The sequence below is a fragment of the Georgenia sp. Marseille-Q6866 genome, from assembly GCF_965111665.1.
This window is the reverse complement of record NZ_CBCOOR010000004.1, coordinates 12,637-36,320: the sequence shown is the minus strand read 5'-3', so window position 1 is coordinate 36,320 and position 23,684 is coordinate 12,637. Positions and strand designations below refer to the sequence as shown.

Genomic DNA, 23,684 nt, shown 5'->3' with positions numbered 1-23,684 from the left:
CTACGCGGCGGCCGGGACCGGCTCGGGCTGCTGCGCCGTCGTCGTCGTCCGTCGCTGCCGCAGCTCGAGGAGCGCGGAGGCGCCGAGGAGGACCAGGCCGACGACGGCGAGCGCCGCACCCACGAGGTTGGGGGCCCGCAGGCCCGCGCCGGCGGCGATGACGGCGCCGCCCAGCCACGCGCCGATCGTGTTGGCGATGTTGAAGGCGGACTGCACACCGGCGGAGACCATGGTCGGCGCGCCCCCGGCCTGCTCGACGATCCGCATCTGGATCGCCGGGCCGAGGGCGAGGCTGCCGAAGCCGAGGAGGACGAGGAGCACGACGGCGACCACCGGGCTGTCGAGGAACACGGTGAGCGCGAGGAGCACGGCGATGACGAGGACGAGCCCGCCGGTGAGGCTGGCGAGGGTGCTGCGGTCGGACATGCGCCCGCCGAGGAAGGAGCCGGCCGTCATCCCGACGCCCACGAGGACGAGCACCCACGGCACCGAGGACTCCGCGAGCCCCGAGACGTCGGTGAGCATCGGCGTCACGTAGCTGTAGCTGGCGAACAGGCCGCCCAGCCCGAAGATGACGACGGCGAGGGTGAGGAGCACCTGCGGGCGCGCGAAGGCGGCGAGCTCCGCGCGCAGCGAGCCGGCCGCGGTCGTGTCCCGCTCACCGCGCGGCGCGAGGAGGGCGACGGCGACCGTCGCCACGACCCCGACGAGCGCGATCGCCGCGAAGGTCCAGCGCCAGCCGAGCTGCTGGGCGATGAAGGTGCCCGCCGGGACCCCGATGACGTTGGCGACCGTGAGGCCGAGCATCACCGTGGCCATCGCCTGGCCGCGGCGGCCCGGGGCGACGAGCGAGGCCGCGACGAGCACCCCGACGCCGAAGAACGCGCCGTGCGGCAGGCCGGTGAGAAACCGCGTGGCGAGCAGCGCCTCGTGCGTGGGGGCGAGCGCGGAGAGCAGGTTGCCGAGCGTGAAGAGGACGAGCAGCCCGACCAGCGTCCAGCGGCGCGCCAGGCGCACGGTCAGCGCGGTGAGCAGCGGCGCACCGACGACGACGCCGATCGCGTAGGAGGACACGTACTGTCCCGCCGTCGGGACGTCCACGCCCAGGTCCGCGCCGACGATCGGCAGCATCCCCATGATGACGAACTCGGTGGTGCCGATCCCGAAGGTGCCGAGCGCGAGGGCGAGGATGGCGATGGGCACAGGCAGACTCCTCGGTGACACGGGAGAGCCGGCCGGGAGGGCGCCGGGCCGCGGTCTGGAGGCACGCGGCCGACGGCGTGACGGCTCGCCGTCAACACTACGAGCGCGGCCGCCCGCTCCGCCGCCCGGACCCGGCCTGCGAGACGAGTGATGCGTCACCCCTTCCGCCGCGAGCGGGCCGGTGGCAGGCTGTGCCCCGACCACGGCAGCCGGCCGTGCCCAGCGCGGCTGCCTCGAGGGAAGGGGAGCTCCGTGGACCACGTGACGTCGCAGGACGGGACGACGATCGCCTGCCGGAGCGTGGGTGAGGGACCGCCCGCTGTCGTCGTCAACGGGGCGCTGAGCGAGCACTCCTCCGCGCTGCCGCTCGCGCAGGCGCTGGGCGGCGACCTCCGGGTCACGGTCTACGACCGGCGCTCGCGCGGGCACAGCGGGGACCTGTCCCCCGGCGTCGAGGGCGCCGTCGAGCGGGAGCTGGCGGACCTGGCCGCGGTGGTGGAGGCGGCGCTCGGCGCGGCGGGCGACGACGGCGGGAGCGGGGTCACGGTCATCGGCTCCTCCTCCGGCGGGCTGCTCTCGCTGGCCGCCGCGGCGACGGGTCTCCCGGTGGCGCGGGTCGTCGTCTTCGAGCCGCCGCTCGCCACCCCGGACTTCCCGCTGTCCGCGCCACCGGACCTGCCCGAGCAGCTGCACGGGCTCGTCGGTGAGGGGCGGCGAGGTGACGCCGTCGCCCTCTTCCTCACCTCCGCCGTCGGACTGCCCGCCGCGGTGGTGGCCCAGATGAGGCAGCTGCCGGGCTGGGCGGAGCGCGAGGCGCTGGCGGCCAGCACCGTCTACGACACCGCGCTGTCGCGGCGCTACCCGGAGGTGGCCGCCTTCGGAGCGATCGACGTCCCCGTCCTGGCCCTCCACGGGGAGGGGACGTGGCCGATGCTCCGGGCCTCCGCCGTCGCCGTCGGGGAGTCCTTCCCCCGCGGCCGGCACCGCGCGGTCGCGGGCGCCGACCACCGGCTGGACCCGGACGCCGTCGCCGCGGCGGTGCGCGAGCACCTCACGACGGCGTAGGGCACCTCCGGTCGCGCGGCCCGGCAGCGCGTGTTTCGGTGGGAAGGTCCCGGCCGTGAGGGCCGGCTGCCCACGAGGAGGACACATGACTGACGAGGGAATCAAGAAGGTCGCCGAGCTCATGAAGGACGCTCGCATCGCCATGCTCACGACGGTCGACGCCGACGGGCGGCTGGTGAGCCGGCCGATGGGCCTGCAGGAGGTCGAGTTCGACGGCGACCTGTGGTTCTTCGCCGACGACCGCTCCGACACCGTCTCCGAGGTGGCCGCCAACCCGGCGGTCAACGTCTCCTTCAGCTCCGGGGACTCGTGGGTGTCGGTGACCGGAAACGCGTCCGTCGTCCGCGACCGCGCGAAGTCCGAGGAGCTGTGGAACAGCTTCGTCGAGGCGTGGTTCCCCGACGGCCCGGACACCCCCGGCGTCGTCCTCCTCAAGATCGACACGCACGCCGCGCAGTACTGGGACACCCCCGGCGGCAAGGTCGTCCAGCTCTACAGCATGATCAAGTCCAAGGTCGCCGGTGAGCGCTACGACGGCGGGGACTCGGGCACCGTGCAGCTCGACTGACAGCAGCGCGGCGGAGTGGGACGGAGCACGGAATAAGGCTCCGTCCCACTCGCTTGTTCGACATAGACTCGGCCGCCGGTGCGCGAGGTTGCCCCCGCGGGAGTGACCGAGCGCCGTGGGACCGCGTACGTCACGATCCCACGTCCCAGGAGCTGCCCATGAGCGTCGACGAGCGCACCACCCCCGCCACCACCGAGGCGGAGGAGGAGATCCCCGGCCAGGTCAAGCTGGTCATCGGCATCCTGCTCGTCGCCTCCTTCGTCATGATCCTCAACGAGACGGTCATGAGCGTGGCGATCCCGCGCCTCATGGAGGAGTTCACCGTCACGGCGGCGACGGCGCAGTGGCTGACGACGGCGTTCATGCTCACCATGGCGGTGGTCATCCCGACGACGGGCCTCATCCTCACGCGCTTCTCCACGCGCTCGGTCTTCCTCGCCGCCATGGGCACCTTCACGGTGGGCACCGCGCTCGCCGCCGTCGCCCCGGTCTTCCCGGTCCTCGTCGCCGCGCGCGTCATCCAGGCCAGCGGCACCGCGGTCATGCTGCCGCTGCTCATCACCACCGTGCTCACCTTCGTGCCGGTCTCCCGCCGCGGCCGCACGATGGGCCTCATCTCCATCGTCATCGCCGTCGCACCCGCCGTCGGGCCGACGTTCTCCGGCTTCATCCTCGCCAACCTCGGCTGGCGCTGGATGTTCCTCACGGTGCTGCCGATCGCGGCGATCGCGCTCGTCGTCGGCGGCTCGCTCGTCAAGAACATCACGACGCCGCGGGCCGTCCCCGTCGACGTCCTGTCCATCGTGCTCTCCGCCGCCGCCTTCGGCGGTCTCATCTACGGGCTGAGCAGCATCGGTGAGGCCACCGAGGGCGGGGCTGCGGTCTCCCCGGCGGTCCCGCTCGTCATCGGCGCGGTGTCCCTCGCACTGTTCACGCGGCGCCAGCTCGGCCTGCAGCGCGAGGACGCCGCCCTGCTCGACCTGCGTCCCTTCCGCTCGCGCACCTTCACCGTCAGCCTCCTCATGATGCTCATCTCGATGGGCGCACTGTTCGGCACGCTCATCCTGCTGCCGATGTTCCTCCAGAACGTCATGGGGCTGACGACGCTGGAGACCGGGCTCGTCCTCCTGCCGGGTGGGCTCACCATGGGCCTCATCGCCCCGCTCGTGGGCCGGCTCTACGACCGCATCGGGCCGCGCCCGCTCGTCATCCCGGGCTCCGTCGTCGTCGCGACCGCGCTGAGCCTCATGACCCTGCTCTCCGCGACCAGCGCCACGTGGCACGTCGTCGCCATCCACGTGCTGCTCAGCATGGGCCTCGGCTTCCTCATGACACCGCTCATGACCTCGGCGCTCGGCTCGGTGCAGCCGGCGCTGTACTCGCACGGCAGCGCCATCCTCAACACCCTGCAGCAGCTCGCCGGCGGCGCCGGCACGGCGCTGTTCATCACGGTGATGACCACGCGCACCGCGGCGGGCGTCACCGAGGGCCTGGGCGCGGTCGAGGCGCAGGCCGGGGGCATCCACGACGCGTTCCTCTGCGGCGCGGCGCTGGCCGTCGTCGCCGTCGCGTTCTCCTTCCTCGTGAGGAAGCCCGCGAACGAGGTCCCCGCGACCGCCGGCCACTGAGGGCTCGGGCCCGCGCCCCCTCCCCTCGCCGACAGCCGGATTCCTCCGCCACGCCAGCTCCCCTGGTGTCGGTGGCGGCTGCCACACTGAGGGGCATGCCGAAGAAGAAGCGCCGTCCCCGTAAGCCCGCCGCGCGACGCCCGGCGAACCGGCGTCCGGCGGGCGGCTCGCTCGGGACCAACGTCATCGACTACGCGGTCGAGCAAGGGGTGGACGTCTCCGACCCCGAGCAGCTGGCCGCGTACATGGAGACGTACAACTCCCTCCCGCTGGAGGAGCGCGTCATGATCAGTGACGGGCTCTGGCGCGAGGACACCGGGGCGGACGGCGACCTCGACGACGACGTCCTCCTGCCGCCGTTCCTCGACCGGATGCCCGACGACGAGACGATGGAGTCCGTGCTCGCCGACGTCGACGAGCACGCCCTCTTCGTCGACGCGCCGCTCATGCGGCGAGCCGACATCCTCATGCGCGCCATCGGGTCCGCGCACCCCTTCGACCCTGACGAGGGCTTCGGGCGGGCGACGACGCTCGAGCTGCTGGAGAAGTTCGGCTACGACGCCGAGGAGGACGTCGAGACCACGTGGGACGCCCCGCCGGTCAGCGCGCTCGTCGCCGGGCTGGTGGGCGGCGGGTTCCTCGAGCTCCGGAGTGGTCAGCTCGTCCCCGCGGCCGGCGTGGCGCCCTGGGCGTGGCCGGACGACGCCCCCGAGGAGCGGGTCGTCGTCGGCCGCATCCTCTACGCGACGACCCTGAGCGCGTTCTTCGAGGAGCAGGACGGCGTTTCCGCAGCGATCGCGCCGCCGCTCACCGCGATGGCGCTCATGTCCGCCGTCGCCCCGGACGGGCTGCACGTCCCCGAGGCCACTGACGAGCGGGACGACTACGAGGAGCTGCGGCTCGCCGTCCGGGACGATCTCCTCGCCCTTGAGGACATCGGCGTCGTCACCCGTGAGGGTGACACCTTCTACGCCTCCCCGGTCCTCATCACGGTCCTTCCGGCGGTGATCGAGGAGATGGAATCCACCCGGGGGTGACCGTGCGCCGGGAGCGTCACGGGCGGATCGTCACCTCGACGGGCTCACCGGAGACGACGTCCGTGGTGATCGACGCCCGGCCCTCGGGTGCGTCGGCCGGCACGGTCACCTCGACGGTGAAGGCGCCGTCCTCGTCCGCGTCGACGCGGGTGAGCTCCACGGGCTCACCGTCGTCGGGAAGGAGCTCGACCGTGATCCCGCGGTAGGGTGACGCCGCCTCGCACGACTGGTGCCCTGTGTCCTCGTCCACGCTGCAGCTGTCCGCACAGCCGTCCATGAACGCGGTCCCGCTCAAGGTCAGCTCCTCGCCGCGAGCCACCGATGCGGGCTCCACCCGGAGGATCGCGGCCTCACACGCGGGTGCGCTCGATCCCACGGTCTCCTCGGCACAGGCCGCGACCGGGATCGCGACCAGCACGAGCCACCCCGCAAGCTTTCGACCGCTGCTCTCCATCACTACCCCTCCAGCGTGCCGCGGGCTGCGGCCGTGGAGCTCGACCGTAGCGTGCGGGTGCGGCTGGCCGGTGTGGTTTGTAGCGTCGAGGAGCGGGTGCGCGACCCGGCGCTCCCGAGCCGACCACAGGAGGACGCGATGAGGACCGCCGAGATGATCGCCAGCTCACCTGCCCGGACGGGAGTCGACCCGGAGCTCCTGGCGCGCACGATCGACGCGCTCGTCGCCTGCGCGCAGACCTGCACCGCCTGCGCGGACGCGTGCCTGGGCGAGGAGATGGTCGGCGAGATGCGGGCCTGCATCCGCACCGACCTCGACTGCGCCGACGTCTGCGAGGCCACCGCCCACGTGCTGTCCCGGCAGACCGCGTACAACGCCGACGTCACGCGCGCCCTGCTCCAGGCGTGCATCCAGGTCTGTCGCACCTGTGGCAACGAGTGCGCCTCGCACGCCGACCACCACGAGCACTGCCGCATCTGCGCCGAGGTGTGCCGCGCCTGTGAGCAGGCGTGCGCGGAGCTGCTCGCCGCCATCGGCTGAGGACGGGCGTCCGGGGAAGGCCGGCTCTCGGCGGTGGGTGGCGTCGGCGGGACCTCAGCGCTCGGCGCTACGGTCGGCGTCGCGCCCTCGCCGGGAGCGGGGCCCGTCCGGCTGTCAGCGGGTGCGGACCAGGTAGTCGAGGGCCTCGGCGGCGCGGAGGACGCCGCCGAGGAAGATGGTGAGGCCCACCGCCGCGACGAAGCACCCCAGGACCACGGCGCTCGCGCTCCCCGTCGTCTCGGCGTAGCTGAAGTACATGAACAGTCCGTACACAAGGATGCCGAGACCGACGATGGTCACCGAGATGCCGCCGACGAGGTGCGTCGCGCACGGGTCGGGCCTCCTCACCGTCGTCGCCGGTGCCTCCGTCGTCACTGTCGTCTCCGCCGTCACCGGTGTCGCCGTCGTCTCCTGCTGCGCGTCGTCCATGTCTCCCCCTCCTGCGAACCGGGCGCCCTCGCCCTGCGCCCAAGTGTGGGGGACGGCGCCGCTTCCCGGGACGGCTTTGCGACCTGGCAGACTGAGGCTCCACCCGCGAGGAGAGAGACCTGCATGACCGATGACCTGGCGCTGGCTGCGGACGTCCCCGTCGACCTCGACAACTGCGCACGGGAGCCCATCCACGTACCCGGCTCGGTCCAGCCGCGCGGTGTCCTCCTCGCCCTCCACGACGGCGTCGTCGTCCAGGCCTCGGCCAACACCGCCGAGCTCCTCGGCCGGCCCGTCGACGACGTCCTGGGCCGCAGACTGGACGAGGTCGTCGGCGCGAGTGCGGCCGCCGTCGTCGCCGCGCACGTCCAGCTGCCCGGCGACGTGCGCGACCGCAACCCCGTGCTCGTCCACCTGCCCGACGGCGGTGCCTGGGACGCGATCGTCCACCACCCGCCCGGCGCGGAACAGCTGCTCGTCCTCGAGCTCGAGGTGGCGGAGGGGCCGCGGCCGCTCGCCTACGCCAACACCTTCCAGCTCGTCCGCGGCAGCCTGGGCGAGCTCAACCGCGCCCGCTCGCTCGAGGAGCTCTACAACGTCGCCGCCCGCGAGGTCCGCGACCTCACCGGCTTCGACCGCGTCATGGTCTACCGCTTCGACGCCGACTACAACGGCGAGGTCGTCGCCGAGGCCAAGCGGGCGGACCTCAACGCCTTCCACGGCCTGCACTACCCGGCCACGGACATCCCGGCCCAGGCGCGGGCGCTGTACGAGCTCAACTGGATCCGGCTCATCTCCGACCTCGCGTACACCCCGAGCCCGCTCGTGCCCCAGCTCAACCCCGTCACCGGCGCGCCCCTCGACCTCACCTACGCGACGCTCCGCTCCGTCTCCCCCATCCACGTCGAGTACCTCCACAACATGGGCGTGACCGCGTCGATGTCGATCTCCCTCCTCAAGGACGGGACGCTGTGGGGGCTCATCGCCTGCCACCACTACTCCGGCCCGCACGCCCCCTCCTACGGGGCCCGCGCCGCCGCGGAGTTCCTCGGCTCGGTCCTCTCCCTGCGCCTCATCGCCCAGGTCGAGGAGGACCGGATCACGGCCGCGCGGCGGGTGGCGCACGACCTCGCGGGCCTCGTGGCGGCGAGCCGCGACGAGGACCTGCCGCTCACCGAGGCGCTCGTGCAGCAGCCCGCGCTCCTGTCGGTCATGGAGGCCGACGGCGTCATCGTGCGGGCCCAGGGCCGCACCGCCCGGGTGGGGATCGAGCCGGACGACGCCGACGCCGTGCTCCGCTGGGCCGCCGGCACCGGCGAGGAGGTCGTCGCCACCGACTCCCTCGGCGCCGCGGTGCCCGACAGCCCGTACGCGGGCGCCCTCGTCGTCAACCTCGCCGACGGCGACGCGATCGCCTGGCTGCGCCGCGAGGTCGCGACCGCCGTCGACTGGGGCGGCGACCCGCACAACAAGGCCATCGCCCGTCTCGAGGGCGACGAGGTCCGGCTGTCCCCGCGCAAGTCCTTCGAGCGGTGGCGCGAGGTCGTGCGCGGCTCGAGCCTGCCGTGGACCGAGGACCAGGTCGACACCGCCACCCTGCTGCGGCGCCACGCCGTCGAGGCGCTCTACCTGCGCGGTCTGGCCGACAGCCGCGCCGCCGAGATCCTCCACCGCTCCTCGCTGCCCACGGCCCTCCCCCGCGCCGCGGGCTGGTCGATCGACGCGCGCTACGCGCCGGGCGACGGCGGACGCGTGGGCGGGGACTGGTACGACGCGCTGTGCCTGCCCGACGGCCGGCTCGCGATCGCCGTCGGGGACGTCGCCGGGCACGGCATGCCGGCGGCCTCGGTCATGGGGCAGATGCGCAACGGGCTGCGGGCGCTGCTCGTCCGCGAGAGCTCGGCGGCCGCCGCTACGCTCGGCCTGGACACGCTCGCCAAGCGCACGATGGCCGGGGAGATGGCCACCCTGCTCCTCGCCGTCATCGACACCGTGACGGGCCGGATGGAGTACGTGCGCGCCGGGCACCTGCCCCCGCTCCTCCTGGGCGCGGACGGCAGCGCCTCCTGGCACACCGACCCCGGCACCCTGCCCATCGGCTACGGCCGGGGCGAGCCGGCCACCGAGGTCGTCGAGATCCCCCACGGCGGCGGCGTCGTCCTGTTCACCGACGGCCTCGTCGAGCGGCGCGGACAGCCGCTGCCGGAAGGGCTGGAGCGGCTGCGCCACGCCTTCAGCGGGCCGGTCGCCGGGGACCTCGACGCGCTCATCACGGCCGTCCGCGACCCGCACTCCGACGACGACGCGACCGCCGTCGTCCTGCGCCGCACCTGACCGGTCCGCCGGCCGGGGTCTCCCCCGGCCGGCGGCCCGCGGTCAGACGGTGGCCGGGGCGGGGGTCAGCGCGTCGGTGAGGAGCGCGACGAGCATCTCCACCTGGACGTCGGCGACGACCTCCTCGTCCGACCCGTCCAGCGCCCGGGCCGCGAGGCCGGCCTTGGAGCCGATGAGCTCGGCGATGCGGGTGTCGAGGGTCTGGGCGGCGATGATCCGCCAGGCCGTCACGGGCTCGGGCTGGCCGATGCGGTGGACGCGGTCGATCGCCTGGGTCTGCTCGGCATCGGTCCACGACAGCTCGGCGAGCACGAGGTTGGACGCGACCTGGAGGTTGAGTCCCACGCCTGCCGCGGTGAGCGAGCAGACGGCGACCGAGACCTCGGGGTCGTTCGTGAACGCGTCGATGTTGCGCTGCCGGGCCGTGGAGGTCTGGTCCCCGCGGATCGAGGCGAAGCGGATGCCGCGCTGGGTGAAGAGCTCCTCCGCGGCGTCCATGACGTCGATGTGCTTGGCGAAGAACACGACCTTGCCGACGTTGCGCGCCAGCTGGGCGGCGTAGTCGGCCGCGGCCCCGCCCTTGGCCGAACCGAGCTTGCGCATCATCGTGAAGACGTTGTCCTCGGACTTCTTCTCCGAGGTCCTCGTCGTCTCCCACACGGCGACCTGCCGGACGAGCTCGTGGTCGATGCCCTCGACGACGTTCTCCCCGTGCCGCACCTCCAGCGCCTTCTGGTAGCGGGTGACGAGACGGCGGGCCAGGGCCCGCTCGGCGTCGCGGATCGAGCGGCCCGCGGCGTCGTCGAGCTCGACGAAGACGTCGGCGATGCGGCGGGCGGGCAGGTCGGCGGCGACGTCGATCTTGCGACGCCGCACGATGCCCTGCTCGATGACGGCGCTGCGGGCGGCGGCGTAGAAGCCGCGGTCCGAGGGCACCAGGCCGGTCTCCTCGAGCGCCTCCATGAGGTCCCCGAGCGGCTTCTCGTCGTCGATCCAACCGAGGAACTGCCAGATCGCCGTGAAGTCCTCGATGTCGTTGATGAGCGGGGTACCGGTCAGCGCCATGAGGAGCGGGGCCCACGGGCGCGAGCGCAGCTGCTCCGAGAGGCCCAGGACGTGCTGGGAGCGCTGGGACTTCTTGTTCTTGATGAAGTGCGCCTCGTCGACGACCATCCCGCGCACGCCGAGCTCAAGGCTCCCGAGCCAGCCGACGTGCCGCTCGAGGATCTCGTAGTTGATGACGATGATGTCGGCGAAGGCGTCGATGTCCTCACCGTCGCCGTGGACGACCGTGGCGCGGTGGGCGGGCGTCCAGCGCTCCGCCTCGCGCGCCCAGTTCGTCTTGACGACGTTGGGCACGACGACGAGGAGCGGGTAGGCGTCGGCGGCCTGCGCGGCGAGCAGCGCCTGCGCGGTCTTGCCCAGGCCGGGCTCGTCGGCGAGCAGGAAGGTGCGGTGGCCCTCGGCGGCGGCCTCGACGAGGCGGGACTGGTGGGGCATGAGCTTGAGCCCGGGGGGCACACGGGTGCCGTTCGGCGGGGGCAGCGTCATGCACGCGGCCTCGCCGCCGTACTCGAAGGAGCGCAGCAGCGGCTCGATGAGCTCCCAGCCGGCCAGCCTGCGCGGGCGGGCCGGCGGCTTGCGCACGGCGTCGTAGTCCGGCTCGAGGAAGGGGTTGGCCATCTGGCGGGAGACGACGGCCTGCGGGACGACCTGGCGCTGCTCGACGGCGGAGGGCTCGCGGGCCTCCTCGGCCTCGGGCTCCTCCTCCTCGGGGACGTCGAAGCCGGCCTCGAGGAGCATCTCACGGCGCAGCTCGCGGGCCTCGGGCGAGACGATCGCCTCGTCGGCGATGAGCGCGAGGAGGCGCGGGTCGCGGGCGGCGGTGACTGCGAGGATCGTGGCGATGCCGTCGAGGCGCTTGAGCTCCTCGCCGCGGCGGGCCTCGTTGAGCGTCGTGTCCGCCTTGAGGCGGGCCCGCTCCTCGCGCACGAGCAGCGCGATGGCCTGGAACTTCGTGCGGGTGGAGGGCACCACCCGCTCGCGCGTGACCGCACCCTCGACCTCGCGGACGGCGCGGGCAAGCACGGGGATGATCCCGCTGTTGTCCTGGTGCTTGCGCTTCTGCGTGCTGCGCGGGGCAGTACGGCGAGCGCCCGACGGGCGCTGGGCTCCTCGAGCCACTGACTCCTCCTCCGGAGTGACGACACACATCGCGGCGGGACGGCCCACACGCAGCACCCGGGGCGACGGACGTCAGATGGTCCAGTCTCGCCGAGAGTCTCGCTGCAGCAGGTCCGCCACCGGAACAACCCGGTCGGCTGACCACCGCGACGCCCTCACCCTACCCCCGGACCTCGGCCGTGCCGCGTCCATTCGGCGTGGGCGATCTCACGCCCCGCGGTGGGCGACGTCGACGGCGCGTGCCCAGCGCACGACGTCGTCGGGGATCTCCGGCGAGGCGAGCTCGGCGCCGGCGAGGTGCGCGACGACCTGCGGCGCGGGCACCCGCTCCCCCGAGCCGCGGGTGAGGAAGCGCCCGGCGACGACGCCGCGTGCGCAGCGCTCACCCCGCCGGGTGAAGACCTGCTCGAGGTAGACGACCCGCTCGTCCCAGCCGACGACGCGCGTGGTGATCTCCACCCGGTCCCCCAGCCGCAGGGAGCGGCGGTAGGTCATCGTCGACGCCGCGACCACCGGGTACCAGCGCTTCTCGTTCAGGCGCGGGAAGCCGCCGAGGTCGGCGATGTAGTTGCTGCGGGCCACGTCCATCATCTGCAGGTAGGTGCCGTTGTTGACGTGGAGGTAGAGGTCCAGGTCGGTGGGCAGCACCCGCAGGGTGGTGGTCGACGGCGCGAGGACGTCGAGGCCGATGGAGCGGCGCGGCTTGGCGGTGGCGAGGAGCAGGTGGAGCTGGCGGGACATGCCCGCACGGTACACACCCTCACAGGGCGCTGATCAGCGGCTCCACGGTCGCCAGGATGGTGGCGACGGCGCTTGCGTCCGCCGGCGTGCCCGTCGCCTCGAGCTCAGCCATCTCCAGGCCGGCGACCCGGTCGGGCCGCAGGGCCGCGAGGATGGCGGCGACCTGTCCGGGGAGCAGGCCGCCGGGCACCCGGTAGGCGGCGGGGACCGCGCCCGGCTCCAGGACGTCCCAGTCGATGTGGATCCACACCTCGCGGTCCCCGACGACCTCCCGCACCCGCTCAGCGGTGCTCGCGCTGGGGTCCAGCACCCGCACCCCGTGCGTGTCGAGGAGGTCCTGCTCGGCGTCGTCGATGTCGCGGCCGCCGACGATGACGACGCCCCGCGGGTCGAGCCCGGCGCCGTGGCCGCTGTCCCACAGCCCGCACCCGGCCGCGACGACCATGCCGCCGAGGTACCCGGACCACGTGGTCGCCGGGGTGTTGAAGTCACCGTGCGCGTCGATCCACAGGACGACGGCGTCCGGGTGGTGCCGCGCGACGAGGGGCAGCGTGGCCAGGCTGGCCGCGCAGGTGTTGGCCACCATGACCGGGATGCGTCCCGCCGCGAGGCTGTCCGCGACCGCGTCCCGCAGGCCGGAGAGCGTGGCGGCCGCGGCAGGCAGCGCCTCGCTCCAGTCGTCGGTGAGTGCCGCCGACGGCTCCCCGACCACCCGGAGCGCGCGGCCGGTCCGCTCGGCGAGGGCCTCGGCGGTGAGCAGGGCGCCGGGGATGGCGCCGGCGGTGCGGTCGGCGACCCGACCCTGGGACACGACGAGATCGATCACGTGGGCGCTCCTGCGGACGGCGGCGGGGACGCCCGAAGGGTAGGTCCGAGCGGCTCGCCGGTGACTCCTCATCTCACCGCCCACGCCGCCGATCGTGCGGGTGATGCGGCCGCGCAACCGGTGCCCGCCGCGCCCCTCCCGGAAGGCCGCCATGTCCGACGCCCTCACGTTCCTCCGCGATCACAAGGTCGGCATCGGCGTCGTCACCGCCGCCCTCCTCCTCGCCGGCGGCGCCGCCGTCGCCGGCAGCCCGGAGACGGTGACGTCGGTCGCGGCCGTCGTGGACGGCGAGACGATCGACGTCGTCGTCGACGGCGAGGAGCAGCGGGTGCGCCTCCTCAACGTCGCCACCCCCGAGGAGTGCCTCGGCGACGAGGCCACCGCCTTCCTCACCGAGCGGCTCCCGGCCGGGACCGAGGTGGACCTCGAGCTCGACGAGGAGCGTCACGACGACGCCGGCCACCTGCTCGCCGGTGTCATCGAGGAGGGCTCGCTCGTCAACGAGGAGATCGCGCGCGCCGGCCTGGGCGTCGCCGTCGTCGAGGAGCCTAACCGGCGGTTCTACGACGCGGTCCTCACCGCCCAGCAGGCCGCCGAGGTCGAGGGCCTGGGCCTGTCCTCCGAGACGGTCGAGTGCACGGTGCCCGCCCAGGTGCTGACCTACGGCGAGCAGGTGACGGAGCTCGAGGCCGCCGTCGGGACCGGCACGATCGCCGAGCTCGACGGCTGGTCCACCAGGGCGGCCGCTGCTGCGGCCACCGGCGCCGCCCTCGTGACGTTGCTCGACGGCGACGACACGGCCTTCCCACTCGTCGCCTACACCGGTGAGCACTGGACGCTGCGCGAGGACGTCGAGGAGTGGAACGCGCGGGTCGTCGCGGTCGAGGAGACCATCGAGACCGAGCGGGCCGTCGAGGAGGAGCGCATCGAGCGCGAGGAGGCCGAGCGGCGCGCGGCCGAGCGGCGCGCGGCCGAGGAGGCCGAGCGACGGGCCGCCGAGGAGGCCGAGCGCGAGGCCGCCGAGGAGGCGGCACGGGAGGCCGAGGAGGCCGCCCGGGCGGAGGAGGCGGCCCGCGCCGAGCGGGAGGCCGAGCGCGCCGCGGAGGCCGAGGAGACGTCGTCGGGGTCCGGCGGGAGCGCCTACTACGAGAACTGCACGGCGGCCCGCAACGCCGGCGCCGCGCCGGTCTACGTGGGCCAGCCCGGCTACGGCAGCCACCTCGACCGCGACGGTGACGGCGTGGGCTGCGAGTAGGTGACCGGCCCGGCCAACCGCCTCACGGCGAGTGGCCGCTCGAAGCGGCTCGTGTTGGAGCCCGGGGGTGTGAAACCGGGCCGGTCGCCTGGTCCAACCACGGACCTCGCCGCCGCATTCCCGGATGCGGACAGTGAGCTCCCGGCTCACCCTGGACGTGACCGCAGACACACCACCAGGGAGGCCGCCATGGCCGGGACCGTCGCAGAGAGCATGACCCCCAACCCCACGACGATCGAGGCGAACCGCACCGTGCGGGACGCCGCCGAGCTGCTCGCGTCGGGTGACGTGGGCGCCGTCGTCGTCGTCGACGCCGGCGAGGTGGTCGGGATCGTCACCGACCGGGACATCGTCGTGCGCATCGTCGCCGCCGGCCGCTCCCCCGAGGACCCGGTGCGTCAGGCGTGCAGCCAGGACCTCGTGACGACGACGCCCGACGCCGACGCTGCCGAGGCCGTGCGCCTCATGCGCGAGCACGCGGTGCGGCGCATCCCCGTCCTCCAGGGCAGCAGGCTCGTGGGGATCGTGTCGATCGGTGACCTCGCCGTCGACCGCGACCCCACCTCGGCCCTCGCCGACATCTCCGCGGAGGAGCCGAACACCTAGACCGTCGTCGACCACGTGCCGGACGGTGAGCAGCCGCCCGGGCCACCGTCTCGTCGCCTGGACCCGGTGCCGTCGCGCCTCGGACGCTGTGGGACCATGATCGACATGTACCGACTGCACCTGACCTCGCGGAGGCACATCGACCTCGCGCGGGTGCACACGATGATCTGTCGGTCCTAGGCGACACGGCACCCGGCCGCCCAGACGGACCGCCTGCCGACCTCTCTGTCGCCCTCTCTCACGTCCGACGTGTGCAGCAGCAGCCTTCAGGAAGGACCCCGGCCTTGACCCAGACGATGCGTGCCCTCGTGCTCCGTGAGCACGGGGAGCTCGACGCGCTCCGCCTCGAGGACGACTATCCCCGCCCCCAGCTGGTGGCCGGGCACGTCGTCGTCCGTGTCACCGCGAGCTCGTTCAACTACCACGACATCTTCACGGTCACCGGGATGCCGGGGATCCGGCTGCCGCTGCCCGTGGTCATCGGCCTCGACGTCGTCGGCGTCGTCGAGGAGGTGGCCGACGACGTGACGGGCTGGCGGCCCGGCGACCGGGTGCTCGTCCACCCGCTCGACTCCGCCGGGAAGCTCATGGGTGAGCAGCGCGACGGCGGGATGGCCGAGTACAGCCTCGTCGAGGCGACCCAGCTCATCGCGATCCCCGACGGCGTCACCGACGTCCAGGCCGCGGCGCTGCCCGTCGCGTACGGGACGGCACACCGCATGGTCGTCGGCAAGGGCGCCATCCACGCCGGGGACAAGGTCCTCGTCCTGGGTGCCTCCGGCGGCGTGGGGACCGCGTCGATCGTGCTCGCCAAGCAGCTCGGCGCGCACGTCGTGGCGGCCGCCGGTTCCGACGAGAAGGCCCAGCGCCTGCTCGAGATCGGCGCGGACGAGGTGCTCAACTACCGCGAGGTCGACTTCTACCAGTGGGTCAAGGAGCACTACGGCAAGCCGGCCCGGTGGAGCGACGAGACCGGCATGGACGTCGTCATCAACTTCACCGGCGGGGACACCTGGCACCCGACGCTGCGCAGCACGAAGCTCGGCGGGCGCATCCTCGTGTGCGGCGCGACGGCCGGCTTCGACCCCGTCGAGGACCTGCGCTACATCTGGTCCTTCGAGCTGCAGATCATCGGTTCCAACGGCTTCGACACCGAGGACTTCGAGGCCCTGCTCGGCATGGTGGCGGCCGGCACGATCGACCCGCCGGTCAGCGACGTCCTGCCGCTGTCCCAGGCCGTCGAGGGGCTGCGCAAGGTCCGCGACCGCGAGGTCCTCGGCAAGGTCGTCGTCACCCCGGGGAGCGCGGAGTGATCACCACGGCCGAGCTCGAGGAGCGCATCCTCAGCTCCCCCTTCCACCGGTGGCTCGGGCTGCGGGTGGTCTCGGTGAGCGCGCAGGAGCTGCGGCTGAGCGCCACCTGGCGCGAGGAGTGGGAGAACGGCACGACCGCGCGGGTCACCCACGGTGGCATCCTCGCCGCCCTGCTCGACCTCGCCGCGGACTGGGCGCTCGTGGCGAGTCAGGGCGCCCCCGCGCCGACCATCGACTTCACCACCCACTTCCTGCGGGCGGCCGCCCCGGGCGACCTCCTCGTCGTCGCACGGCCCGTCAAGCTCGGCCGCTCACTCACCGTCGCGGAGGCCGAGGTGCTCGACGGCGCCGGCAAGCAGGTGGCCGTGGGCCGCGGGACCTACGCGAGCTTCGCGCCGAGCACCACGGGATCGCGATCATGAGTCGTAACCAGGGCGACCGGATCATCGGTGACCGCCCCGACACCCCGGCGGTCATCGGGGTGACCGCCGAGGGCAGCACAACCCTGACCTACGGCGAGCTCGAGGCCGCGGTCCAGTCCCGGGCCGCGCAGCTGCACGCCCTCCTGCGTCCCGGCCAGACCGTGGGGATCCTCGCCCACAACTCCCCCGAGTGGCTCGTCGCCTTCTACGCGGTCCAGCGCGCCGGCGGCGTGCCGGTCCCGGTCAGCCACAAGATGCCGGCGGAGACCCTCGGCTACGTCCTCGAGGACGCCGCGGTGACGCTGCTCCTCGTCGACGACCGCACGCGGGGGCTGGTCACCACCGACGTCCCTTCCCTCGACCTCGACACTCCTGCCCCGCCGTCGTCCTTCACCAGCGTGGTGCCCGACCCGGGTGACACGGCGATGATCCTCTACACGTCCGGCTCGACCGGCCGCCCCAAGGGCGTCCTGCTGTCCCAGGCGAGCCACCTGTGGGTCATCGACCAGACGGCGCGGACGGTGGAGCCAGGAAGCACGCGCGTGCTCATCTCCGCCCCGCTCTACCACATGAACGCGCTGACGAACTCGCAGCGCTCGCTCGCCTCCGGCGCGACGATCGTCCTCCTGCCGGGGTTCCAGCCCGCTCTGTTCGTCGACGCGCTCACCTCCCACCACGTCACCGAGCTGAGCGGCGTGCCGCCGATGTTCGCCATGCTCCTCCAGCGGCCCGAGCTGCTCGAGGGCCGCGACCTCTCCTCCGTGCGCGGCATCTACATGGGCTCCGCGCCCGCGGCCCCGGCGCTGTTCGACCAGCTCCGTGCCACCTTCCCCAACGCCGAGATCGCCTTCGGCTACGGCACCACGGAGTCCGGGCCCGTCGTCTTCGCCCCGCACCCGGGCGGCCTGCCCACGCCCGACGGCTCGGTCGGGGTCGCGAACCCTGCCGTCGAGCTGCGCCTCGTCGACGGCACCGGGCGGCCCGTCGAGGGCCGCGGCGTGCTGGAGATCCGCAACCCGGCACTGCTCACCGGCTACCACAACCGGCCCGACGTCGCCGTCCCCGTGACCCCCGACGGCTTCCACCACACCCGCGACGTCTTCCGCGTCGACGAGAACGGCTTCTACTTCTTCGCGGGTCGCGAGGACGACATGTTCACCTCCGGCGGCGAGAACGTCTTCCCGCGCTCGGTCGAGCAGGTCCTCGAGTCACACCCCGCCGTCGACCAGGCCGTCGTCGTGCCCGTCCCCGACGATGTCAAGGGCGCCAAGCCCGTCGCCTTCGTCACCCTCCGGCCCGGGACGGAGGCCAGCGAGCAGGAGCTCAAGGCGCACGTCCTCGAGCACCTCGAGCCCTTCGCCCACCCGCGCCGGGTCTGGGTGCTGGAGGACATCCCGCTGTCGAGCACGAACAAGGCAGACCGGGACGGCCTCGCCGCCCGCGCCGTCCGGCTCCTGGAGGCCCCGTGACGGCCGTGACGGCGGCGCGATGCGAGTCGCGGCTCCAGGCCGTGGCCCTGCCCGCGGCGGTCGTCGTCGGCCTGCTCGCCCTCCTCCAGCTGCTCTCCGTGACCGACGTCCTGCCCCGCAGCTACGCCCCGCCGCCCACCGAGGTGCTCGTCGCCCTCGGCCGGCTCCTCGCCGGCCCGGCGCTGTGGGCCGACATCGGCAGCACGCTTGTCGGGTGGGCGGTCTCGCTGGGGATCGCGGTCGTGCTCGGGACGGTCGTCGGGATGCTGCTCGGCAGCGTGCGCTGGGTCCAGTGGCTGCTCACGCCCGTCGTCGAGTTCCTTCGCCCCATCCCCTCGATCGCGCTCATCCCGCTCGTCGTCCTCACCATCGGTGGCGCACGAGACGGCGCGGTGTTCCTCGCCGCCTACGCCGCCGTGTGGCAGATGCTCGTCGCCGCGATCTACGCCACCGGCGCCGTCGATCCGGTGGCCCGCGACACCGCTCGTGCGTACAACCTCTCCCGCGTGCAGACGGTCCGCTGGCTCACGCTGCCCGCGATGGTGCCCGGACTGGTGACCGGCGTGCGGATCGCCTCGGCGACCGCGCTCATCATCACGGTGACCAGTGAGATCCTCCTCGGCGGTGTGCCGGGTCTGGGCCAGGGGCTCAACCTCGCCCGCAGCGCCGGTGACCTCACCCGGATGTACGCCTACGTCGTCGTCATCGGGATCGTCGGCCTGGCGATCAACACGGTCCTCACCGTGCTGGCCAGGCGTGTCGTCGGCTGGCAGGGGGCACGCCGATGAACCGCCGCACCCTGCTCGGACTGCTCGGCGCGGTGCTCGCCCTCGCCGTGTGGTGGGCGACGTCGGCCGACTCGACCAACCCCTACTACCCGCCGCTGCCGCGGGTGCTGGACAACCTCCTCGAGTACTGGCTCGGCGGGGCCGGCACCGAGCACCTCGTCGACAGTGTCCGCAACCTCGCCGTCGGGCTCTCCGTCGCCGTCGTCCTCGGGATCGGGCTCGGCATGCTCGTCGGCCAGGTGCGGTGGCTGGACCGGGCGGTCGCCCCGACCTTCGAGTTCGTCCGCGCGATCCCGGCCACCGCACTCATCCCGTTCGCGATGGTTCTGTTCGGGCTGGGGACGTCGATGAAGATCTTCATCATCGCGCTCGGCTGCTTCTTCCCCATCCTCCTCAACGTCATCGACGGCTGCCGGCAGCTTCCCGCCACGCTGCTCGACACCACCCGCAGCTTCGGGATCACCGGCTGGTTCCGCCAGCTCCATGTCGTGGCCCCGGCGATCTACCCGCGCGCCGCAGCGGGCATCCGCATCGCGATCCCGCTCGCGCTCATCCTCGTCGTCACCAGTGAGATGACCGGCAGCCGCATCGGGATCGGGTTCGTCCTGTGGACCGCGCAGACCAGCTTCAACATCGTGGCCGTGTGGGGGGCGATCCTCCTGCTGGGGATCCTCGGCCTCGTGCTCAACCTGCTCTTCGGCGCCGTCGAGCGCCTCACCGACCGTCGCTACCACCGGGCCTGAGATGACACAGACACCACCGATCCTCCACGTCGACCGGCTCGCCAAGGACTACGGCTCCTTCCGCGCCCTGGACGACATCACCTTCGACGTCGCCGCCGGCGAGTTCTTCACGATCGTCGGCCCCTCGGGGGCGGGCAAGACGACGCTGCTGCGCTGCCTCACCGGCCTGCTCGAGCCCACGGCCGGGACCGTCGAGTACCAGGGACGCGCGGTGAGCGGCGTGCCGCGCGAGTTCGCCGTCGTCCTCCAGGACTACTCGCGCTCGCTGCTGCCCTGGTACAGCGTCGAGAAGAACGTCGCCCTCCCGCTGCGGGCCCAGGGCCTCGCCAAGGCGGAGATCGCTGAGCGCACCGCCCGGGCGCTCGCCGACGTCGGGCTCGGGGACGCCGCACGCAAGCACCCCGGCGAGCTCTCCGGCGGCATGCAGCAGCGCGCGGCGATCGCCCGCGCCATCGCCTACCGGCCCGAGGTGCTCGTCATGGACGAGCCGTTCGCGTCGGTCGACGCCCAGACCCGCGCCGACCTCGAGGACCTCGTCCTCACGCTCCGCGAGGAGTTCGGCATGACGGTCGTCTTCGTCACCCACGACGTCGACGAGTCCGTCTACCTCAGCGACCGCGTCGCCGTCGTGTCCAAGTCCCCGAGCCGCATCACGACGGTCGTCGACATCGACCTGCCGCACCAGCGGGACCAGATCGCCACCAAGGAGCTGCCGCGCTTCAGCCAGCTGCGTTCCGAGGTCTTCGCCGAGATCCGCAACCGCGTGCGTGACGTGGACGGACCCACCAGCCCCGAGTACGTCATCTGACGGAGGAACCATGAGAGCGCGCACGACAACCCTCGCCCTGGCGGCGACCACAGCCCTGCTCCTCGCCGCGTGCGGCGGCGGCGGGGACGAGCTCGAGGCCGGCGAGGACGGCCTCACCCCGCTCACCGTCATGCAGATCCCGACGATGGACGCCGGGCCGCTCCACCTCGGCGTCGAGGAGGGATTCTTCGAGGAGGAGGGCCTGGACGTCGAGGTCCGCATCGCCGAGGCCGGCTCGGCCATCGTCCCGTCCGTCGTCAACCAGGAGAGCCCTATCGGCTACGCGAACGCGGTGAGCGACCTCCAGGCCATCGACCAGGGGCTCGACGTCAAGTTCGTCGCCAACTGCTGCGCCGTGGGGGCGGACCCGGAGGCGGACACGTCCCGCATCTTCGTCCTGCCCGACAGCGAGATCACCGACGTCGCCGGCCTCGCGGGCGCGAACATCGCGGTGAACTCCGTGAACAACCTCGGTGACCTCACCATCAAGGTGGCCCTGGAGAACAACGGCGTGGACACCTCGGCCGTCGAGTTCACCCCGATGAACTACTCCGACATGCCCGCCGCGCTCGAGCGCGGGGACGTCGACGCGATCTGGTCGGTCGAGCCGCACCGGGCGATCTCCGAGAGCCGCGGGTTCACCCCGCTCATCTCGAACTTCGTCGAGTCCTTCCCGGACACGACGATCGGCTACTACATCACCAGCGGGGCCTTCGCGGAGGCGAACCCGGAGATCGTCGCGTCGTTCCAGCGCGCGATGGACCGCTCGAACGAGTTCGCCACGGAGAACCCCGACCGGGTGCGCGAGACGATCGTCGAGAACCTCCAGATCGACGCCGAGCTCGTCGACGAGACGAACCTCCACGTCTTCGCCCCCGGGCTCGACGAGGAGAGCGTCAAGGTGATCGCCGCGGCCGCAGTCGAGCACGGGATGATCAGCGAGGAGCCGAACTACGAGGAGATCTTCATCCGCCCGGGCGAGTGAACGGGGTGAGGACGAGCTCGGGGATCTCGACGTCCCCGGGCGCCGTGAGCACCGACCGGATGGCGGCGGCCACGCTGGCCGCCGCCATCGCCGTCGTCGGGTCGAAGTCCCGGCCGGCCTGCTCGTGGATGCGGCGCTGCATCCCCGTGTCGGTCCGGCCGGGCAGGACGCTGGTGACCCGGACACCGGGCTCCTCCACCCGCAGCGTGTCCGCGTACGCGCGCAGCGCGGCCTTGGACGCCGCGTAGGCGGCCCAGCCCGGGAAGGCACCGAGCACCGCGGTGGAGCTGACGAACACCACGTGCCCACCGCGGCGACGCAGCACCGGCAGCAGCACGCGGGTGAGCTCGACCGGTCCGGCGAGGTTCGCGGCCAGGACCACCGCGAGCCGGGCCGGGTCGAGCTCGGCGGCCGGGGCCACCCCCTCGACGCCCGCGCAGTGCACGACGGCGTCCACCTCGATGCCGGCAACCCGCTCGGCGATCGCGGACGCGTCGGCGAGGTCGAGGAGCAGCACACGAGCGCCCGGCAGCTCCGTCTCGAGCCGCACGACGTCCTCAGCGCGGCGTACGGTCAGCACGAGCTCGTGGTCGGTGAGGGCGTCGGCAACGGCGCGGCCGATGCCGCGGGCGGCGCCGGTCACCAGGACACGGCGGGCAGGATCAGGAGTCATCGATGAGCAGCCTACGCACGACCGGAGGAGAACCATGATCGTCCCCGCCACCCTCGACCACCTCCTGTGGGCCGTCCCGGACCTCGCCGTTGGCGTCGCCCACCTCGCCGGGCTCACCGGCGTCGAGGCCGTGCGCGGCGGCTCCCACCCGGGGCTCGGCACCGCCAACCACCTGCTCGCCCTCGACGTGCCGGGCACGACCGGTCAGCGCCGGACCTACCTCGAGGTCATCGGACCCGACCCGGAGCAGGGCCTGCCCGCGGACCGGGTGGGTCTCGGCGTCGGGCAGGTACGTGAGCCCTCCCTGCACACCTGGGCCGTGCGCCCCGCCGACCTCGACGAGACGGTCCGGGACGCGGCAGCCGCGGGTGTGGACGTCGGTGAGGTGAGGGCCACCGAGCGCACCACCCCGGACGGACGGCTGCTGCGCTGGCGGATGACGCCCGGCGCTGGTGGCATCCGCCCCTTCCTCATCGACTGGCGCGACACGCCGCACCCCGCCGAGGGCGACCTGCCTGCGCTCAGCCTGCTCGAGCTGTCGGCGGAGGCCCCCGACGTCGCCGCGGCGACCCGCATGCTCGCGGCGCTCGGCGCGCCGCTGACGGTGACCGCGGGGCCGAGGGCCGTGCTGCGCGCGGTCCTCGACACCCCGCGCGGCCGGGTGGTCCTCGCTACCGCGTGACCTTCCCGGTGAGCGCGGCGACGGGCTGGGTGAAGACCGGCTTGGCCACCACCCAGGCGGCCACCATGAGCGCGAGCGCGATGCCGAAGTAGACGAGGCCGAGCCAGCTGCCGTCGTTGCGGGCCGCGAACATGTGGTTGAGGTTGCCCTGCGCGTCCGTGGCCAGCACGAGGGTCACGTGGACGACGGTGAAGGCGACGAAGTACACCATGAGCGGGAAGTGCAGCGCACGCGCCAGGCTCATCGGCACGAAGCGCCAGCTCGCCGGCCACACCGGCGACATCCGCAGGCCGGTGATCAGGGCGAGCGGCGCCGCGATGAACACGGTGACGAAGTACGACAGCACCTGCAGCGCGTTGTAGTTCACCCAGCTGCCGTGGGCCGGCCAGTCCAGCGACAGGTACTGGATCCCGACGGACAGGGCGTGCGGGAAGACGTCCCAGCTCGTCGGGACGAGCCGCATCCAGTGCCCCGTCACGATGATGAGGACGACGAAGACGAGGCCGTTGAGCACCCACAGGAGGTCCGCGGCGAGGTGCAGCCACAGGTTGAGGCTGATGCGCACCGGCTTCCTCCCGCGGGCGGCCTTCTTCGGCTGCCAGTGGCCCTTGGGGCGCTGGGTGGTGCGGATGAGCCAGCCGCTGCGGACGATGAAGACGAGGAGGAAGGCGTTGAGGAAGTGCTGCCAGCCCACCCACGCGGGCAGCCCGACCGGCGCCGCCTCCGGCAGCTCGGTGGTGCCCGGGTAGTCGGTGACGAAGCCCGCCACTGCCGGCAGCTCACGTAGCCAGCGCGCCACGAGCACGACGACGACGAGCGCCACCAGCGCCGCCGGAACCATCCACGCCAGCTGCTGACCCCGGCTGCGCGCAGCACCCTTTGACGACATGCCTCACCCATTCCACGACTGACCGGCCAGGGGCTCCCGAGC

24 protein-coding genes are annotated in these 23,684 nt (G+C 73.0%); 16 read left to right on the top strand and 8 right to left on the bottom strand.

The genetic code is table 11. The annotated features are described in order from the left end of the window. A complete protein-coding gene (locus ACWPXV_RS04745) occupies positions 1–1,203 on the bottom strand; it encodes an MFS transporter (protein ID WP_454084147.1) in 1,203 nt (400 codons plus the stop codon). Positions 1,204–1,455: 252 nt separating this feature from the next. Here ACWPXV_RS04745 and ACWPXV_RS04740 point away from each other — a divergent pair, with 252 nt between their 5' ends. From ACWPXV_RS04740 to ACWPXV_RS04725, 4 genes are all read left to right on the top strand, one after another. Continuing rightward, on the top strand, positions 1,456–2,268 hold the full coding sequence (locus tag ACWPXV_RS04740) for an alpha/beta fold hydrolase (protein ID WP_454084146.1): 813 nt from the start codon (positions 1,456–1,458) through the stop codon (positions 2,266–2,268). Between the two features lie 85 nt (positions 2,269–2,353). Next, positions 2,354–2,836 carry a pyridoxamine 5'-phosphate oxidase family protein gene (locus tag ACWPXV_RS04735; RefSeq protein ID WP_454084145.1) on the top strand — a complete coding sequence of 161 codons (483 nt, stop codon included), beginning with the start codon at positions 2,354–2,356 and terminating at the stop codon, positions 2,834–2,836. Positions 2,837–2,994: 158 nt separating this feature from the next. Continuing rightward, entirely contained in the window at positions 2,995–4,464 is a 1,470-nt protein-coding gene (locus ACWPXV_RS04730) for an MDR family MFS transporter (protein ID WP_454084144.1), read from the top strand. Between the two features lie 95 nt (positions 4,465–4,559). Next, positions 4,560–5,501, top strand: a complete 942-nt coding sequence (locus ACWPXV_RS04725; RefSeq protein WP_454084143.1) for a hypothetical protein — start codon at positions 4,560–4,562, stop codon at positions 5,499–5,501. Positions 5,502–5,517: 16 nt separating this feature from the next. Here ACWPXV_RS04725 and ACWPXV_RS04720 read toward each other — a convergent pair whose 3' ends face one another. Continuing rightward, positions 5,518–5,796: a hypothetical protein gene (locus ACWPXV_RS04720; protein WP_454084142.1), complete on the bottom strand. Its 279-nt coding sequence runs from the start codon at positions 5,794–5,796 to the stop codon at positions 5,518–5,520. A gap of 297 nt (positions 5,797–6,093) precedes the next feature. On the opposite strand from ACWPXV_RS04720, the gene ACWPXV_RS04715 reads away from it, so the two are divergent. Then, positions 6,094–6,495, top strand: coding sequence for a four-helix bundle copper-binding protein (locus tag ACWPXV_RS04715; RefSeq protein ID WP_454084335.1), 402 nt, complete (start codon positions 6,094–6,096; stop codon positions 6,493–6,495). Positions 6,496–6,609: 114 nt separating this feature from the next. On the opposite strand, the gene ACWPXV_RS04710 is transcribed toward ACWPXV_RS04715, so the two are convergent. Next, positions 6,610–6,924 (bottom strand): hypothetical protein, encoded by a 315-nt coding sequence (locus tag ACWPXV_RS04710; RefSeq protein WP_454084141.1) that lies wholly within the window; start codon positions 6,922–6,924, stop codon positions 6,610–6,612. A gap of 123 nt (positions 6,925–7,047) precedes the next feature. On the opposite strand from ACWPXV_RS04710, the gene ACWPXV_RS04705 reads away from it, so the two are divergent. After that, positions 7,048–9,258 carry a SpoIIE family protein phosphatase gene (locus ACWPXV_RS04705; protein ID WP_454084140.1) on the top strand — a complete coding sequence of 737 codons (2,211 nt, stop codon included), beginning with the start codon at positions 7,048–7,050 and terminating at the stop codon, positions 9,256–9,258. Positions 9,259–9,300: 42 nt separating this feature from the next. Here the strand turns inward: ACWPXV_RS04705 and ACWPXV_RS04700 are convergent, their stop codons facing one another. The 3 genes from ACWPXV_RS04700 to ACWPXV_RS04690 form a co-directional block, all read right to left on the bottom strand. Continuing rightward, a complete protein-coding gene (locus ACWPXV_RS04700) occupies positions 9,301–11,442 on the bottom strand; it encodes a DEAD/DEAH box helicase (protein WP_454084139.1) in 2,142 nt (713 codons plus the stop codon). Between the two features lie 207 nt (positions 11,443–11,649). Next, complete coding sequence (locus ACWPXV_RS04695; protein WP_454084138.1) at positions 11,650–12,183, bottom strand: acyl-CoA thioesterase; 534 nt, start codon at positions 12,181–12,183, stop codon at positions 11,650–11,652. Positions 12,184–12,202: 19 nt separating this feature from the next. After that, on the bottom strand, positions 12,203–13,009 hold the full coding sequence (locus tag ACWPXV_RS04690) for an arginase family protein (protein WP_454084137.1): 807 nt from the start codon (positions 13,007–13,009) through the stop codon (positions 12,203–12,205). A gap of 151 nt (positions 13,010–13,160) precedes the next feature. Between ACWPXV_RS04690 and ACWPXV_RS04685 the strand changes: the two genes are divergently transcribed. The 9 genes from ACWPXV_RS04685 to ACWPXV_RS04645 all read left to right on the top strand — a co-directional run bounded on the left by ACWPXV_RS04685 (position 13,161) and on the right by ACWPXV_RS04645 (position 21,398). Beyond that, a complete protein-coding gene (locus tag ACWPXV_RS04685) occupies positions 13,161–14,264 on the top strand; it encodes an excalibur calcium-binding domain-containing protein (RefSeq protein ID WP_454084136.1) in 1,104 nt (367 codons plus the stop codon). 189 nt (positions 14,265–14,453) lie between these two features. After that, the gene (locus ACWPXV_RS04680) at positions 14,454–14,870 is read left to right on the top strand and encodes a CBS domain-containing protein (RefSeq protein WP_454084135.1); all 417 of its coding nucleotides are present in this window, start codon (positions 14,454–14,456) and stop codon (positions 14,868–14,870) included. A gap of 284 nt (positions 14,871–15,154) precedes the next feature. Beyond that, positions 15,155–16,183, top strand: coding sequence for a zinc-binding dehydrogenase (locus ACWPXV_RS04675; RefSeq protein WP_454084134.1), 1,029 nt, complete (start codon positions 15,155–15,157; stop codon positions 16,181–16,183). Beyond that, a complete protein-coding gene (locus ACWPXV_RS04670; protein ID WP_454084133.1) occupies positions 16,180–16,605 on the top strand; it encodes a PaaI family thioesterase in 426 nt (141 codons plus the stop codon). Before ACWPXV_RS04675 ends, ACWPXV_RS04670 begins: the two co-directional genes overlap by 4 nt. Beyond that, entirely contained in the window at positions 16,602–18,074 is a 1,473-nt protein-coding gene (locus tag ACWPXV_RS04665; protein WP_454084132.1) for a class I adenylate-forming enzyme family protein, read from the top strand. The genes ACWPXV_RS04670 and ACWPXV_RS04665 overlap by 4 nt, the downstream gene beginning before the upstream one ends. Continuing rightward, entirely contained in the window at positions 18,071–18,862 is a 792-nt protein-coding gene (locus ACWPXV_RS04660; RefSeq protein ID WP_454084131.1) for an ABC transporter permease, read from the top strand. The genes ACWPXV_RS04665 and ACWPXV_RS04660 overlap by 4 nt, the downstream gene beginning before the upstream one ends. Then, on the top strand, positions 18,859–19,605 hold the full coding sequence (locus ACWPXV_RS04655; protein WP_454084130.1) for an ABC transporter permease: 747 nt from the start codon (positions 18,859–18,861) through the stop codon (positions 19,603–19,605). The genes ACWPXV_RS04660 and ACWPXV_RS04655 overlap by 4 nt, the downstream gene beginning before the upstream one ends. A gap of 1 nt (position 19,606) precedes the next feature. After that, a complete protein-coding gene (locus ACWPXV_RS04650; RefSeq protein WP_454084129.1) occupies positions 19,607–20,413 on the top strand; it encodes an ABC transporter ATP-binding protein in 807 nt (268 codons plus the stop codon). A gap of 10 nt (positions 20,414–20,423) precedes the next feature. Next, entirely contained in the window at positions 20,424–21,398 is a 975-nt protein-coding gene (locus ACWPXV_RS04645) for an ABC transporter substrate-binding protein (protein WP_454084128.1), read from the top strand. Here ACWPXV_RS04645 and ACWPXV_RS04640 read toward each other — a convergent pair. Continuing rightward, positions 21,379–22,071: an SDR family oxidoreductase gene (locus ACWPXV_RS04640; protein ID WP_454084127.1), complete on the bottom strand. Its 693-nt coding sequence runs from the start codon at positions 22,069–22,071 to the stop codon at positions 21,379–21,381. The two genes, ACWPXV_RS04645 and ACWPXV_RS04640, sit on opposite strands and share 20 nt — an antisense overlap. 34 nt (positions 22,072–22,105) lie before the next feature. Here ACWPXV_RS04640 and ACWPXV_RS04635 point away from each other — a divergent pair, with 34 nt between their 5' ends. Then, a complete protein-coding gene (locus ACWPXV_RS04635; RefSeq protein WP_454084126.1) occupies positions 22,106–22,753 on the top strand; it encodes a VOC family protein in 648 nt (215 codons plus the stop codon). On the opposite strand, the gene ACWPXV_RS04630 is transcribed toward ACWPXV_RS04635, so the two are convergent. After that, the gene (locus tag ACWPXV_RS04630; RefSeq protein ID WP_454084125.1) at positions 22,743–23,642 is read right to left on the bottom strand and encodes a cytochrome b/b6 domain-containing protein; all 900 of its coding nucleotides are present in this window, start codon (positions 23,640–23,642) and stop codon (positions 22,743–22,745) included. The two genes, ACWPXV_RS04635 and ACWPXV_RS04630, sit on opposite strands and share 11 nt — an antisense overlap. Positions 23,643–23,684: the final 42 nt, after the last annotated feature.